Genomic DNA, 15,758 nt, shown 5'->3' on the forward strand with positions numbered 1-15,758 from the left:
TCCTGGGACCGGTCCCAGGACGACCAGGCCGACTTCCTGGCCGGTGCGCCGGTGCGGGTGCTGGCCGCCGGCGAGGGCGGGCTGGGCCGGACCGAGCAGTACGCGGCCCTCCCGCACGTCCGGGCCGCCGCGCCCGCCGTCCGCACCACGCTCCCGCTGTCCGGCGACCGCACCGCGACCGTGCTCGCGCTGGACACCACGAGCGCCACCGGATCGTTCCTGATGCGCCGTGACCTGGCGTCCGGGCCGGTGCCTCGGCTGCTGGCGGGGCTGGCTCCCAAGAGCGCGACGGCTGGGCTGAAGCTGCCCGCCGGCACCGCTCGGCTGCGGCTGACGGCCGCCCTGCACAGCTCCGCGCCGGGGCGTTCGGGAGGCGCGCGTGGTTCGGTGGACCTGGCGGCCACCCTGGAGGACCGGCACGGCGTCCCGTACCGGATGCCGCTCGGCGCGCTCGCGACGGACGGCCGCGCCCGCCCGCTGGACCTGGACCTGCCCACCACCGCGGGCCCGCTGACGCTGACCGGTCTCGACCTGGGGGTCGCCCAGCCGATCGACAGGGCCGAACAGCACCGCCTCACCGTCTCGCAGGCCGAGGCCACCGGCAGCGACGGGACCGTCCGTCGGCTGCCGCTGCCGACCGCCTGGACCACGGCCCTGGACGGCACCGACCTGAACGCCTCCCCCGACGGCAGCACCGCCCCGACCTCGCCGAAGGTGACGGCGACCCGGCCGCTGACCGTCACCTACGGCACCGGCTACGTACCGCACGAGGAGCCCTGGCTGCTGGGCGCCGTCTCCGTGCGGCTCCAGGTCGCACAGCCCGCGCAGCCGGAGATCACGGCGCTGGCGACCGACCGCTTCCTCACCGCCGCGGGTGCGCATCCGGGGCAGCGCGTGGACGTGACGTTCGCCGGCCGGAACCTCCCGGTCCGGATCGTCGGTTCGCTACGGGCGCTGCCCACCACGGGCAGCGGTACCGACCGGGGCGCGTCCCTGGACGCGGCCCACGACGGCGGAGGCCTGCTGATGGACCTGCGGTCGGTGAACCGGCTGCTCCAGTCCCGCTACGGCGAGAGCGCGCCGGCCACCGAGTGGTGGCTGCGCGCCGACGCCCACCAGGCGGCGGACGTCGCCGCGGAGCTGCGGGCCCTGCCCGACGTCGATCCCGAGCAGGTCGTCGTGCGCGACGAGATCGCCGGCCAGTTGCGCGACGACCCGTTCGGCGCCGGGCCCGCCGCGGCGTTCACCGCGGCCGCCGTGATCGCGGCGGCGCTGGCCGCGGTCGGCTTCGCGGTGAGCGCGGCCGGGGCGCTGCGGGAACGGGACGCCGAGTTCGCCGTGCTGCGGGCCCTGGGCGCCCCGCGCCGTCAGCTGGCCCGCATGCTCGCCGCCGAGCAGAGCGTGCTGGTGGCCCTGGCGCTGCTGGTCGGTGTGGCCCTGGGCGCCGTGCTGACCCGGGCCGTGATCCCGCTGATCGTGCTGACCGGGCAGGCCACGAAGCCGGTGCCGGAAGTGCTGGTCGAACTGCCGGTCGCCCAGGTGGCCCTGCTGCTGGCGGCCGTCGCCGCCGCACCGCTCGTCGTCACGGCGGCGCTGACCCTGCGCCGGGCCGACCCGGCGGTGTCCCTTCGAGACCGCGGAGGTGAGTGAGCTGAACACGATCGCTCCCGCCTGGGTCCGCGTACGGCTGCGTACCGCGCCGGGCGCCGCCGCAGCCCTCGCCCTGCTGGTCGCGCTCACCGCGTGCCTGGCCGCCGCGTTCCCACGCGCGCTCGACCGGTACGAGGACGCCGGCCTGACCCGGGCCACCGAGCAGGCGACCCCGAAACGCACGACCCTGACCGTGGTCGCACCGCAGCCCGGCCTCCAGTTCCCGCCCCGGCAGCGGGAACACGCGCTGCTCCCGCCGGCCCTGGAACGCCAGTACGCCGACGTCCTCGGCACCGTCGAGCGTCCGCTCGTCGCCGACCGCGACCAGTCGTCGTACGGGGTGCAGACCAGCAACGACCTCACCGTCCCCGACCGGTGGATACCCCGGCCCAACGGCATCCCCGCGCAGGTGCGTCTCGTCGCGCAGAACGGACTCGGCGCGCACTCCTCGGTGCGCACCGGCCGGATGCCGCGGACGAGCGGCCGCGTGACGGCGCAGACCACCGAGGTGGAGGCCGCCGTGACCGCGGAGACGGCCAGGAACCTGCACGTCAAGGTCGGTTCGGTCGTCCACGTACCCGCCGTGTCCCGGCCCCCGCTCGCCGTCCGCGTCACCGGCATCCTCGACCCGCGCGAGCCCGGCGGCGCCTACTGGGCGACCGAGCCCCTGCTGCGCACCCCAGCCCTGGCGCGCGTGCCCGGCAACGGCGACCCCATGTACTACTGGCTCGGCGCCCTGCTCCTGCCGCCCGAGGCGGCGCCCGCCCTGCTGGCCACGGACGGGCAACCGGTCCGCTACTGGCAGGTCGCCCCGGACACCGGCGCCCTGCACGCCCGCGACCTCGCCCGGCTGAAGTCGGCGGTCGCCTCGCTGGAGTCCGGGCCGGGTCTCGGACAGGTGCGCGCGGTCACCGACCCGGCCGCGGCGGCCGCCACCGACCTCGACGACGTGCTCACCGCCTACGACCGGCTGAGTTCGGGCATCGGCCCGCTGGTCGCGGTGGCGGCCTTCGGCAGCGCGACGGTCGCCGGCGTCGTCCTGCTGATGGCCGGCGGTCTCGCCGCCGACCGCCGCCGCACCGAACTCGCCCTGCTGCGGGCCCGTGGCGCCTCCCTGCGCGGCCTGGCCGGGCGGCTGCTGGCGGAGACTGCGGTGGTCGCCGTGCCCGCCGGGGCGGTCGGACTCGCCGTGGCCCTGCTCGCCTTCCCCGGCGCCCGCCGCCTGCCCGCGCTCCTCGCGGCCGGCACGGTCACGGCCGTGGCCTGCGCGACGCTGCCCCTGCGGGCGGCGATCACGCACCGCGCGGTCCGCGTGCACGGCCCGCGCGAGGACACGGCGTCGGTACGTCCCTCCCGGCGCCGTACGGTCGCCGAACTCACACTGCTGCTGATCGCGGCCGGCGCGGTGGAAGCGCTGCGGCGCAGAGGCGTCACGAACGGGGCCGGATCGTCGGGGGCGTCCGGTGATGCCGGCACGTCCGGGGACCAACTGGTGTCGCTGGCCCCGGTGCTGGTCGGCGTGATCGCGGCCCTGGTGCTCGTCCGCCTGTACCCGTTGCCGCTGCGCTGGCTCACGCGCCCCGCGGGCCGGCTGCGCGGTGCGGTGGGCCATCTGTCCCTCGCCCGCGCGGGCCGTACGTCCGTCTCGGCGGTGCTGCCCCTGCTGGCGCTGCTGACCGCGCTCACCACGGCCGCGTTCGGCGGCTCCGTGCTGTCCGGAGTGGCCGATGCCCGCGACCAGGCGGCCCTCCTCACCGTGGGCGCGGACGCCCGCATCGAGGCGATCGGCGCGCTGCCGGCCGGGCTGGCCGACACGGTCCGCCGGGCACCGGGGGTCCGCGGCCTCACCGAGGTGAGCGCCAACTACCAGGCCAAGGCGGGCACGAACCTGACCCAGCTGCCCCTCGCGGGCGTCGTCCCCACCGACTACGCGGCCCTGGCCCGCCGTACCGGGCTCGGAGCCTTCCCGCAGGAGCGGCTGCGACGACCGGCCGACGGCGGGCGGGCCCCGCTGCCGGCGCTGGCCTCCCCCTCGGTCGCCAGGACGTACGGCACACAGCCCTTCCCGGTCCGGCTGGACGACGGCACCACCGTCACCCTCCGGATCGCCCTGGTCCGGGACCGGACCCCGGCCGTGGTCGGCACCGATTTCCTGATCGTGGACCGGGCCGGGCTGAGCCGCGAGGCGGCCCGCACCAGTGCGCTGCTGGTGACCGGCGACCGGCTGGACGGGGGCGCCCTGCGCCGGGCGGCCGGCAAGGCGGCGACGGTGCAGCTGCGGTCCGGCGAGCGGGCCCGCTACGTCGACTCGCCCCTGCAGTCCGGCGCCGAGCACATCTACACGGCGGCGGTGGCCGCGGGAGCCGGTTACGCCGTGCTGGCGCTGCTCCTCGCGCTGCTGCGGGCCGCGCCCGAGCGAGCGGCGCTCCTCGCCCGCCTGCGCACGATGGGCCTCACCCGCGCCCAGGGCCGGCGTCTGCTCGTGCTGGAGTCCCTTCCGCAGGCCGTGCTCGCCGCGGCCGGCGGCGCGCTGACGGGCTGGGCCACCATCCGTCTGCTCTCCCCCGGCATCGACCTGACCAGCATCGCCCTGCCGTCGACCGCGGGCTCCGTCGGCGAGAACGTGCTGCGCACCGATCCGCTGTCACTCGTTCTCCCCGCGGCGGCGGTGCTGCTGCTGGCGGTCGCGGTCGCCGTCGGACAGGCCTGGTGGACGGGACGGCGGGGCTCGGTGCGGGAGCTGCGGGCGGGGGAGTCGAGATGAACCCGCTGAAGCCCCGCAGCCGCTGTGCCGGCCGCACCCGCCACAGCCCCGGTGACCGCCGCGGCCTCCGCGGCAGTCACGGCCGCCGTGGCCGCCGCAACCGCCCCACCTGCCGTGACCACCACAGCCGCCATGACCGCCGTAGCCGCCGTAGCCCTCGTGCAGGAGCTTCCCGATGACGACGAATCCGACCCTCGCCGATCTGGCCCGGCGCGCCACCGCGGACCGCACCCGGCCGGCCTACGGTCACGACGCCCTGATCAGCTGCGACCGACTGGTCCGGATCTTCTCCGCCGACGGTGTGGAGGTGCAGGCCCTCCAGGGCCTTGACCTCCTGGTCCGCGAGGGTGAGCTCATGGCCCTCGTCGGCGCCTCCGGCAGCGGCAAGTCGACTCTCATGAACATCCTCGCCGGCCTGGACACTCCCACGGCCGGCGCGGCCCGGGTCGGGGGCCACGACCTGCTCGCCATGACGGCCAAGGACCGCCTGCGCTACCGGCGCGAGGTCGTCGGCTTCGTCTGGCAGCAGACCTCCCGCAACCTCCTGCCCTACCTGACCGCCGCGCAGAACGTCGCCCTGCCCATGCAGCTGTCCGGCGCCCGGGGACACGGCCGCCGCGCCAAGGCGGAACGCGCACTGGAGCTGCTGCAGATGCTGGACGTCGGCGACTGCCGCGACCGGCGCCCCCACCAGATGTCCGGCGGTCAGCAGCAGCGCGTCGCGATCGCGGTGGCCCTGGCCAACAAGCCGGCGGTGCTGCTCGCCGACGAGCCCACCGGCGAACTCGACTCCCACACCGGCGAACAGATCTTCGCCGCCTTCCGCACCGCCAACGAGCAGCTGGGCACCACCATCGTGATCGTCACGCACGACCAGGCCGTGGCCGGGGAGGTCCGCCGCACCGTGGCCATCCGCGACGGCCGTACCTCCACGGAGGTGCTGCGCCGCAGCGAGGTGGACGCGGCGACCGGCGACGAGCGGCTGGTGAGCCGCGAGTACGCGATGCTGGACCGGGCCGGCCGCCTCCAGCTCCCCGCCGAGTACACCGAGGCCCTCGGCATGCGCGACCGGGTGGCGCTGGAACTCGAACAGGACCACATCGCGGTCTGGCCGGACGACAGCGCGGGCGGCTGACCCGGGGACTTCATCCGGCGCAGCCGATCGGAGAGGCTCGGCACCCGGGAGGTACGCCGACCGGGGGGCTCCTCAGCGGACGCTGACGCCCAGCGTCCCGAGCCCCGTCGCCTGCCGTACGGCGATCGAACCGTACGGGGTGCGCAGCCGCAGCCAGGCACCCGAGGAGAAGATCGCGAGGCCGCCCTCGGTTCCGGCACCACCCTCGCCCTGACCCTCGGCCGCGCAATCGCCCTCGGCCGGCGCCGGACGCAGAAAGCCCAGTGACTGCGCCGCGTGTACGGCCCGCACCGGCAGCCGGGTCTGGCCGACCGTCCGGGACCAGATCTCCCGCCCGATCCGGTCGAGTTCGCCGCGGGTGCGCAGCTCGGGCACCAACTCCTGGGTGCGGGAGCGGAATTCGGCGACGGCGGCGGTCACCAGGGCGCGCAGGGAGCCCGCCGGGGGCAGCCCCGGCTCCGGTCGCCAGCCGCCGCGCGGCGGCAGCACGCCCGCCCACGGCGGCCCGGTCACCGCGGCAGGCACGGCGGCCGTGGCCGCCGCCTCGTCGACCGATTCCAGGAGTTCACCGGCGGAGACGGTCACGTCGAGGGTGACGTCCAGCCCGTTCTCGTAGGGCTTGGACAGACGTACCGCGCGCACCGCCAGCACCTCGAAGGACGCCGGCCGTCCGAACACCGCGAGCGCCGTGCCGGCCGCCTGCAGGCGCACGGCCGCGGCGCGGTCGTAGTGGAGCAGCCGGGAGAGGAAGGCGGCGAGGTCCGCCGCCTCCGTCTCGTCTGCGAGGTGGAGCACCGTCATGCGGCGACGGCCTCCTCCTCGGCCTTGAGCGCGGTCTCGGGCTCGGCCTCGTCCATGTACTCGCGGAGGAACTGCCGCTCCTCCTCGGTGATCCGGCGCGGCCGCTGGGCCTCGAAGTCGAACGGCACGATCACCGTGGACGCCCGGACGTAGATGTGGTCGCCGTCCTTGACCTCGTAGCCGAGGGTGAAGGAGGCGGCCTTGATCTCCGTCACCCACAGCTCGACGTCCACCGGCTCGTGCCGGTGGACGAGCTGCCGCTTGTAGTCGATCTCGTGGCGCGCCACCACGGACCCCTGCTGGAAATCCTTGTCCGGGCGGAACAGGAAGTCGATACGGGCCTCCTCCAGGTAGCGGAGGAACACCACGTTGTTGACGTGGCCGTACGCGTCCATGTCCGCCCAGCGCAGCGGGCAGCGGTAGATGTGGCGCAAGATCGATCAGCCCCGGGTCAGCTTCTTGTAGGTGGCGCGGTGCGGACGCGCGGCGTCCGGACCCAGCCGCTCGATCTTGTTCTTCTCGTACGACTCGAAGTTGCCCTCGAACCAGAACCACTTGGAGTCGCCCTCGTAGGCGAGGATGTGGGTGGCCACACGGTCGAGGAACCAGCGGTCGTGGGAGACGACCACGGCGCAGCCCGGGAAGTCGAGCAGGGCGTTCTCCAGGCTGGAGAGGGTCTCGACGTCGAGGTCGTTGGTGGGCTCGTCGAGGAGCAGCAGGTTGCCGCCCTGCTTGAGGGTGAGCGCCAGGTTGAGGCGGTTGCGCTCACCACCGGAGAGGACGCCGGTCGGCTTCTGCTGGTCAGGGCCCTTGAAACCGAACGCGGACACGTACGCCCGGCTCGGCATCTCGACCTGGCCGACGTTGATGTAGTCGAGCCCGTCGGACACGACCTCCCACAGCGTCTTCTTCGGGTCGAGGTTGGCGCGGGTCTGGTCGACGTAGGAGATCTTGACGGTCTCGCCGACCTTGATGTTGCCGGCGTCCGGCGTCTCCAGGCCCTGGATCATCTTGAACAGCGTGGTCTTGCCGGCGCCGTTCGGGCCGATGACGCCCACGATGCCGTTGCGCGGCAGCGTGAAGCTGAGGCCGTCGACAAGGACCTTCTCACCGAATGCCTTGTTGAGCTTGTCGACCTCGACGACGATGTTGCCGAGCCGCGGGCCCGGCGGAATCTGGATCTCCTCGAAGTCCAGCTTCCGCATCTTGTCGGCCTCCGCGGCCATCTCCTCGTACCGCGCGAGACGGGCCTTGGACTTGGCCTGGCGCCCCTTGGCGTTGGAGCGCACCCACTCCAGCTCCTCCTTGAGGCGCTTCTGCCGCTTGGCGTCCTTCTGGCCCTCGACCTTGAGACGGGTGGCCTTGGTCTCCAGGTACGTGGAGTAGTTGCCCTCGTACGGGTAGGCGCGGCCGCGGTCGAGCTCGAGGATCCACTCGGCGACGTTGTCGAGGAAGTACCGGTCGTGGGTGATGGCCACGACGGTGCCCTCGTACTTGGCCAGGTGCTGCTCCAGCCAGTTCACCGACTCGGCGTCGAGGTGGTTGGTGGGCTCGTCGAGCAGCAGCAGGTCGGGCTGCTCCAGCAGCAGCTTGCACAGCGCGACACGGCGCTTCTCACCACCGGAGAGGGTGGTGACGGGCCAGTCGCCCGGGGGGCACCCGAGCGCGTCCATGGCCTGCTCGAGCTGGGCGTCGAGGTCCCAGGCGTTGGCGTGGTCGAGCTCCTCCTGGAGCTTGCCCATCTCCTCCAGCAGCGCGTCCGAGTAGTCGGTCGCCATCTGCTCGGCGATCTCGTTGAACCGGTCGAGCTTGCCCTTGATCTCGGCGACGCCCTCCTGGACGTTCTCCAGGACCGTCTTCTCGTCGTTCAGCGGGGGCTCCTGCAGCAGGATGCCGACGCTGTAGCCGGGCGAAAGAAACGCGTCACCGTTGGACGGCTGCTCCAGCCCCGCCATGATCTTCAGCACGGTCGACTTACCGGCCCCGTTCGGGCCGACGACGCCGATCTTCGCCCCCGGCAGGAAGTTCAGGGTGACATCATCAAGGATCACCTTGTCGCCGTGCGCCTTGCGCGTCTTGCGCATGGTGTAAATGAACTCAGCCAAGAGAAACCGTCCGGCAGCTTGAATCTGGCAGTGGGCAGATACACTCCATCTTGCCTGACCGCCACCCCGTAGCGGAAACCAGTGGGGCCGGAGCCCTCTGACCTGGGCTTTCACTGGTGGGAGCTACGGCTCGTCCGCCACTGTCGGTCGCCGTCGGCCGGCCTCGGGGGCCTCGGACGGCCCAGGGAGGGCCCGGCATCGGCACGGCTCACTCAAGCGGCTGGGCCGCCACCCGCAGCCGCTCGCTGTGGAGCCGGGTGAAGGTACGGTCCGGCCCGAGGCGCGCGTCTTCCCAGTGGATCACGTGAATGCCGCTCTCCGGGTCGGCGGTGGAGAAGAGGCACACCGGCTTCGTGGACGCGCCCAGCGCCTCGAAGATCTGGTTCAGATTCTCGTACTCCTCTGTCCTGCACTCGTCATCCAACGAGAAGCGGCCGTCCTCCGGCTCCGGCCCGTGACTCAGGAGCATGCGGCGGGTAGGGGACGCGTCGGCAGCCAATCGCGCACATGGCGCTAACGGCTGGCCGTGACGATGCGACCGCGGCCCTCATCTTGGGGAGCTGCGATCGTTTGCGGCTGGTTCGGGTGCCGGCCTGGTCGAACGGCTGGGGTTGCGGTCTCTTGGGGCTTGGCCCCTTCACCGTGATGCCCCGCTGTTTCCCGCTCGATCTGGTGGGCTTGGGGTGCGGCAGCGGTGCTGTGAAGCGGCCTCCACGGCCCGAGCGAGCAGTCGAGCCGCTCCACCCTCGTGACCCGGCGCGAGCAGGCGGCCTCCCGCCGTCTGCCCGGCCCTTTGATCGCCTTTCGTGCCCTGCCGAGCGGGAGCTAGTGTTCGCGCAGCGAGTGACTCACGAGGAGTGAAGACATGGTCGGTCGTCCGAGCACGCGTTGACATCTGAGGCCGTACGCGGCCTGTCATCGCGTGCTGCCCTCGATGCGCGGCACAGCGAGCCTTCCTTTCCCGCTGCCTGAAATGGTCGGCGCACCTGACGTGCGCCGGTTGGCGGGTCTCGTCTTCGGTCATCCGAGGGGTCCCTGTGCCATCCTCTTCCTCCGCTGTATCCGATTCCGGTCGACCTGTTCCGTCAAGCCTGTGGCGGGACGGCGACTTCCGCAGGCTCTGGGTGGGTCAGACGGCCTCCCAACTGGGCGAAGATGCGAGTCTGGTGGTTCTTCCGCTCTGCGCCGTCCTGACGCTCGACGCCGGTGCCGGCCAGTTGGGCGCCCTACGCGCGGTGGGGCAGGCGCCGATCCTGCTGCTGTCGCTCTTCGCCGGCGCGTGGGTGGACAGGTGGCGGACCCGCACGCTAATGGTGCTGACGGACGCCGGCCGAGCCCTGGCCCTGGGCGCCGCCGCCGTGGTCGGCCTCCTCGGTGGGCTCGGCCTGCCGGCGCTGCTTGTGGTTGCCTTCGCCGTCGGGGCTCTGTCCGTGTTCTTCGACGTGGCATACCAGGCGTCTTTGGTACGGCTGGTGAGACGCGATCAGTTGGTGCGGGGCAACAGCGCGCTCGAGGGCAGTCGGTCCGCTGCGCAGATCGGCGGTCCCGCCCTCGGCGGTGCGCTGGTGTCTGTGCTGTCGGCGCCGATCGCTGCCGCCTTAAGCGCAGTGTTCTTCGCACTGTCGTTCCTGTCGATCCGACGGATCGGTCGCCGCGAATCCATCCCGGAGCGCTCGGAACGTCCTCCTCGGGTCTGGCGGCGGATCCACGAGGGCCTCCGCTTTGTCGCCGGCGACACCTCGCTGCGGACCGTGTGCCTCGCATCAGCCGCCTTCCAGTTCTTCTTCGCGGCTGTGACGACCGTCTATCTGCTGTTCTTGCCACGGGACCTGCACCTGTCGGGCACCGCCGTCGGGCTGGCGCTCGCGGCGACGGGGCCGGGCGCGCTCCTGGGCTCGCTGCTGGCCGCCCGCCTACCGAGCCGCTTAGGACATGGCGCTGTACTCGTGTCCGCCGCAGCACTCGGCGACGGCGTGTTCCTGTTCGTGCCTGCGCTGCACGGCTCCTCCGTGGTGACGGTTCCCGCGCTCCTTACGGTCAACTTCGTCTTCGGGACCTTCAGCCAGCTGGTGAATGTCACGGTCATGGCCGTCCGGCAGACCCTCACTCCGGACGGGATGCAGGGCCGCGCGGCCGCGACGATCAACTTTGTCGGCATGGGGCTGACACCGCTCGGTTCGCTGCTCGGCGGCTTTCTCGCGGAAGTGGGGGGGACGCGCACCAGCCTCCTGGTGACAGCCGCAGGCATGCTGCTGTCGCCGGCACTGATGGCCCTGTCCCCACTCGCCCGCCTGGGCCGGAGGCTTCCCGCCCCGCCGGAGACTCCGGTCCCGTCTGCCTGACGGCTCCGCTGCCCGCAGGTGCCTTTCCCACCGCCAGACGGGACAGGACCGCCGCGTCGAGCCGATGCACGGCAGGCCACCGGTTGGTGCCGTCTTTGACGTAAGCCGAGACGCCGGTCTTTCGCGCGGTGGCGATGAGCATGGGGGCGGTGGGTTATGTGTCGGACACTCTCTGTCGAGTTGGCAAGGTTCGTTCGCCTGGGTTCCGGCTCAGTTCCGGGAGGCCTTGTTCTTGTGGACGATGCTGAGGGCCGTGCCGCCCAGGACCAGGAGGCTCAGGCCGATGGCGGCGATCAGGGGGGTGCTGTCGGTGCCGCCGGTCTGAGCCAGGTCGGTGCCGCCGGAGATGCCGCCGGCCGTGGCCGGGCTGGGCTCGCTGACGGTCTGGGTGGTCAGCCCGGCCTCGCTGCCCTGGGTGCGGCAGTCGAGGACGCCGGTGAAGCGCTGTCCGTGACCGCTGGGGCCCTTGATCGTGAAGTCGTAGGCCTGGTCCTCCTGCAGCGGGATCGTGACCGTCCGCGTCGCGCGCGCGGCGATGGTGTGCTCGGCGCCCATCAGGTCGAAGCTGAACGGTTCGGTGCCCTTGTTGGCCACCCTGATGTCCAGGCCGCCCTTGGCGCAGTCCTTCGCCGCGGACAGCGCGGGTACCGCGCCCTCGTCGGCCCAGGTGGCGGTCGTGGCCGCGGCGACCGTCGACTCGCTGGAGCCGGCCAGGATCTGCGTCTGGCTGCGGCTGTCGGAGGCGAAGGCGCGGCCGACCGGCACGGTGGTGGAGGCCTGGACGGTCAGTTCGGCCGTACCCGATGTGTGGGAGCCGTCGTCGGCGGTGCCCTTGGGGACGTCGAAGTACAGGCGGCTGCCGTCCTTGGCGGACGTGACCGGCTTGCCGTGCCGGTCGACGATCCGCACGCCGCTGGTGGCGGCGTCCGCCGGGGGTGTCACCGTGACGCCGCTCGCGTTGGTGTGCACCGTCACCGGGCCAAGCCGCTCGCCGGGACGGCCGGAGACGGCGGGCGGATCCAGGGTCAGCGAGGCCCGCGGTTCGGCCAGGTCCCGGGCACTCTGCCGCAGGTAGGCCGCGAGCTTCTCGGCCTGGGGGTCGACGGCGTCGACGTGCGCGCCGTCGGAGTAGCGCCAGATGGCCACCTGGGTGCCGGCCGCCGCGTCCTGCTCGGTGAGGTTCTTCACCCCCGCCTTGGCGGCGAGCGCCGTCAGGTCGTTCACCTGCGGATAGGAGTTCTGCAGGATCCAGCGGATCTTCCCGGCGTTCTTGTTGGCGCCGAGCGACGTGCCGCTCCAGGGCGTCTCGTGGTACTTGGCGTCCCTCTGCGTGGCGTTGTGCAGGTCGACGCAGTACGTCTGGAGTGTGCCGCCGCCGTCCACGGACATCTCGAACAGGCCTGCGGGCACCTGATGGTTCCCGGCCTTGTCATGGATGACGGCGGTGCCGAAGGTCTTCAGGCCGCCCATGGTGGCGGTGGCCCCGCCCTGGCTCTGCGGCATCCCGTCGGCGGCGGCCGGGCCTGCGGCGGTCAGGACACCGGCGGCGACGAGACCTGACGCCAGGGTCGTGACGGCCAGGCGGGCCGCCCCTCGCCTGCGCACGGACGGCGCAGCGTACGAAGCACACACAGAATTCCCCTCCGAGCAGGACCCGTTGACGTGGGGGTACGGTCCCACCAGCAGAATCTCCGGGCTCACCGAGCCATGTCCGGCATCCTAAAGATCCAGTGCACCGCGGTTTGCTGTCAGATCGTCAGATGACTGATCCGAATCGGAATCGTTATCGCCACCAACTGCCGGTGAACCGGGCCTATCGACAAATCAACCGGTGCGCGGTGCGTTTCCGAACGCCCTCGCCGATCAGCCGCGGTTCGGCGGGCACGACCGGCCGCCACGGCCCACGTCACGTCACCGCCACCGGCTCGCGCCGCTGTCGGGCCTCCCCCGCCATGGCGCCGGCGTCAGCGGCCGTCCCCATGGATGGCGTATCCGGCAGCGCTTCCGTCGGCGTCGTCGTGTTCGCGGCCGTGTCCGTATCCGTATCCCTGTCCGTGGCCGTGGTGGGGGTCTCCCAGGCCGGCTCCGGTTGGGCGGGTGCGGGGGGCGTCGTCGGCTCGGGCCTGCCGGTGCGCCTGAAGGCCGATGTGCCCCGCGCCAGGTCGTGGCCGATCGCGACGGCATCGATGTCCGCCCAGGTCCTGGTGTTGCCGTCGCGGGACTCCGTGCGCACCTTCAGCCGGCCCTGCACGACGACGGGGTCGCCGACGTTCAGCGACGCCATCGCGTTCGCGGCGAGCTGGCGGTTGGCCCACACCGTGAAGAAGTTGGTGTGCCCGTCCGTCCAGGCGTTCCTCTCGCGGTCCCAGTAGCGCGAGGTGACCGCCAGGCGGAACCTCGCGGACACCCCCGACGCCGGGTCCCGGTACATCGGCCGGGTCGCCACATTGCCCACCGCGCAGATCATCGTCTCGTTCATCGCGCTTCCCTCCCTCGCCCGGCCACCCGGCCGGGCGGACACACGTACGGGCCCGTCCCGTACGGCTGCGTCTGCCGGCGCCGACCGCGTCCGTCGCGATCGCCGCGGGATCAGACTGCATCCGCCGGGACGAGCCCGCCGAGCCCTGTGGACCACCACCGGCCTGTGGAAAACTCCCTCACCCGGACGGGTGACATTCACCGCCCATCCGAGCGCTCACCCCCTTCCGGCTCACCGTCCCCCTGCCCCCGTGACCCGTGCGTACTGCTCGCGTACCTCCCGATAGCGCAGCAGCTCAGCCGCCAACGGATCGAGCACGCGGGCCCGGCCGCATCCCGCCGCCGCTTCCCGGAGGCGGCGCTCCGCGTCCTGGCCGTACCGCCGGGCCGGGCCACGCGCCGCGATGCGGCAGCTCCACTCCACGAGCGGTCCGCCGCCGATGCCGGCGAGCATCAGCAGCACCGGCACCCCCAGGTTCGGCGCCATGACGCCCACGATCTGGCCGACCAGCCACAGGCCTCCGACGACCTGGAGGATCGTCATCGACGCCTGGGCCAGCACCGCCGCGGGCCACCAGCCCGGCCGCGGCGGCCGTCCCGGGGGCAGCCCGGCCCGCGCCGCCAGGTCGTCCAGCGCCTCTGGCAGCCCCTGCGCCCCACGTACGGCGGCCTCGCGCACCGCCTGCGCCCAGGGGACGGGCAGACCGGCCGAGGCCCGGTCGGCCACCGTGCGCACCGCCTGTTCGACGCGTTGCCGCGCGGTGGCCTCCTCGTCGGGCTGTGTGCGCACCGGAAGCCGGCCTGTGGGAGGTTCGCGCCGGTCCTGGCACCAGCGCCACAGCCGCAGCCAGGGCGTCCCGCATGCGCGGCCCGCGTTGCGCAGCCAGGCGCGTTCGGCCGCCTCGCCCGCGGCGACGGCGCCCACCGCGTCCGCCAGCCGGGCCGCGAACTCCTCGCGCGCCTCCTCGCTCAGACCTGCCTGCCCCCGCGTGGCGTAGACGGGCCGCAGGCCGGTCGCCGCCGCGTCCACGTCGGCCGAGATGCGCCGGGCAGCAGCCCCGCGCTCGGCCACGAACTGGCCCAGGGACTCGCGCAGTTCGCCTACGCCGTCGCCGGTGAGCGCTGACAGGGCGAGCACGGTCGCGCCCGGTTCGCCGTACTCCCCGAGCGCGATCCCGTCCTCGTCGAGCAGCCGGCGCAGGTCGTCCAGTACCTGGTCGGCTGCCTCCCCGGGCAGCCGGTCGATCTGGTTGAGGACGACGAACATGATCTCCGCGTGACCCGCCATGGGCCGCAGGTAGCGCTCATGGAGCACGGCGTCGGCGTACTTCTCCGGGTCGACGACCCAGATGACGGCGTCGACCAGCCCGAGGATGCGGTCCACGTGCTCACGGTGCTGCACCGCGGCCGAGTCGTGGTCGGGCAGGTCGACCAGGACCAGTCCGCGCATCTGCGGATCCGCGTCGCTGCCCTGTACGGGGCGCCTGCGCAGCCGTCCCGGGATGCCGAGCCGGTCGATGAGGCTCGCCGCGCCGTCGCTCCAACTGCACGCGATGGGTGCGGCGGTGGTCGGCCGGCGCACGCCGGTCTCCGAGATGGCCACCCCGGCCAGGGCGTTGAACAGCTGCGACTTGCCGCTGCCGGTGGCGCCCGCGATGGCCACGACGGTGTGCTGCCCGGAGAGCCTGCGGCGGGCCGCGGCCTCGTCGAGGACACGGCCCGCCTCGGCGAGGGTGCGGCTGTCCAGCCGGGTGCGGGACAGGCCGACCAGTTCACGCAGCGCGTCCAGCCGCGACCGCAGCGGTCCGTCGTAGGCGAGGGGCGGCACCGGCATGGTCCGGGCCGGCCGCGGATCCACGGGTACGAGGTCGGCCGCGCTCGTCCCGGTCTCGGTGACGCGGCGCGCGATCAGTCCGTCGTCCCACACGTCCTCGGACTCGGTACGACCCCGGGCGTCACCGTCCTGCACGCGCGCGTGGTGGTCACCCTGGTGTTCGGGTGCGTGGTGGTCACCCTCATGCCCGCGTGCGTGGCTGCCGTCCGTCATGCGCGCGTGGCCGTCACCGTCGTGCACGCGTGCGTGGTTGTCGTCGTCCCTGACGCGCGCGTGCCGGTTCTCGTCCGGCCGGCGCTGTTGCCGGTCGTCGTCCTGCCGGCGCTGTTGCCGGTCGTCGTCCTGTCTGCGCGCGGGGCGGTCGTCGTCCTGCCTGCGCACGGGGCGGTTCAGGCGGTCCGCGGGTGCGTGACGGTCGTCCGGCCGGACGAGGGCGCGGGTGTGGCCGGTCCTTGCGATGCCGTCGTCCTCCAGGCGGGTGCCCTGCCCGGAGACGACCCGCGAAGAACGGCCCGCGGCAAGATCACTCGCGTCTGCCACGCCGGCCTCCTCCAGCGCCCGGCGCCTCCCGGCGCCCTCCGGGCGCGGCGCCCTGTCGTGTTCCGGGATGGTCACGGACCGCGCAGTGCCCCCGGCCCCCGAAACGCCC

General features: G+C 73.1%; 11 protein-coding genes. 4 read left to right on the plus strand and 7 right to left on the minus strand.

What is annotated here, in order from left to right:
* The 3 genes from BZY54_RS25805 to BZY54_RS25815 form a co-directional block, all read left to right on the plus strand.
* Positions 1-1,650 (plus strand): FtsX-like permease family protein (locus BZY54_RS25805; RefSeq protein WP_143668122.1); only part of this gene is annotated, 1,650 nt, incomplete at its 5' end.
* Position 1,651: 1 nt separating this feature from the next.
* On the plus strand, positions 1,652-4,414 hold the full coding sequence (locus BZY54_RS25810) for an FtsX-like permease family protein (RefSeq protein ID WP_425276314.1): 2,763 nt from the start codon (positions 1,652-1,654) through the stop codon (positions 4,412-4,414).
* A 175-nt stretch (positions 4,415-4,589) separates the two neighbouring features.
* A complete protein-coding gene (locus tag BZY54_RS25815; protein ID WP_086727717.1) occupies positions 4,590-5,549 on the plus strand; it encodes an ABC transporter ATP-binding protein in 960 nt (319 codons plus the stop codon).
* Between the two features lie 72 nt (positions 5,550-5,621).
* On the opposite strand, the gene BZY54_RS25820 is transcribed toward BZY54_RS25815, so the two are convergent.
* From BZY54_RS25820 to BZY54_RS25835, 4 genes are all read right to left on the minus strand, one after another.
* Entirely contained in the window at positions 5,622-6,350 is a 729-nt protein-coding gene (locus tag BZY54_RS25820) for a DUF8010 domain-containing protein (RefSeq protein ID WP_086727718.1), read from the minus strand.
* On the minus strand, positions 6,347-6,784 hold the full coding sequence (locus tag BZY54_RS25825; protein ID WP_086727719.1) for an acyl-CoA thioesterase: 438 nt from the start codon (positions 6,782-6,784) through the stop codon (positions 6,347-6,349). Before BZY54_RS25825 ends, BZY54_RS25820 begins: the two co-directional genes overlap by 4 nt.
* Before the next feature lie 6 nt (positions 6,785-6,790).
* Positions 6,791-8,455 carry an energy-dependent translational throttle protein EttA gene (gene ettA / locus BZY54_RS25830; protein ID WP_086727720.1) on the minus strand — a complete coding sequence of 555 codons (1,665 nt, stop codon included), beginning with the start codon at positions 8,453-8,455 and terminating at the stop codon, positions 6,791-6,793.
* A gap of 208 nt (positions 8,456-8,663) precedes the next feature.
* Positions 8,664-8,924: a hypothetical protein gene (locus BZY54_RS25835; RefSeq protein WP_208640763.1), complete on the minus strand. Its 261-nt coding sequence runs from the start codon at positions 8,922-8,924 to the stop codon at positions 8,664-8,666.
* 568 nt (positions 8,925-9,492) lie between these two features.
* On the opposite strand from BZY54_RS25835, the gene BZY54_RS25840 reads away from it, so the two are divergent.
* A complete protein-coding gene (locus BZY54_RS25840; RefSeq protein ID WP_086727721.1) occupies positions 9,493-10,797 on the plus strand; it encodes an MFS transporter in 1,305 nt (434 codons plus the stop codon).
* 210 nt (positions 10,798-11,007) lie between these two features.
* Here BZY54_RS25840 and BZY54_RS25845 read toward each other — a convergent pair whose 3' ends face one another.
* From BZY54_RS25845 to BZY54_RS25855, 3 genes are all read right to left on the minus strand, one after another.
* Positions 11,008-12,402: a thioester domain-containing protein gene (locus BZY54_RS25845; RefSeq protein ID WP_086727722.1), complete on the minus strand. Its 1,395-nt coding sequence runs from the start codon at positions 12,400-12,402 to the stop codon at positions 11,008-11,010.
* Positions 12,403-12,703: 301 nt separating this feature from the next.
* Complete coding sequence (locus BZY54_RS25850) at positions 12,704-13,276, minus strand: single-stranded DNA-binding protein (protein ID WP_086727723.1); 573 nt, start codon at positions 13,274-13,276, stop codon at positions 12,704-12,706.
* Between the two features lie 231 nt (positions 13,277-13,507).
* Positions 13,508-15,322 carry a YfjP family GTPase gene (locus BZY54_RS25855; RefSeq protein WP_086727755.1) on the minus strand — a complete coding sequence of 605 codons (1,815 nt, stop codon included), beginning with the start codon at positions 15,320-15,322 and terminating at the stop codon, positions 13,508-13,510.
* Positions 15,323-15,758: the final 436 nt, after the last annotated feature.

It is taken from the genome of Streptomyces carpinensis, from assembly GCF_002154505.1.
Lineage (GTDB): Bacteria > Actinomycetota > Actinomycetes > Streptomycetales > Streptomycetaceae > Streptomyces > Streptomyces carpinensis.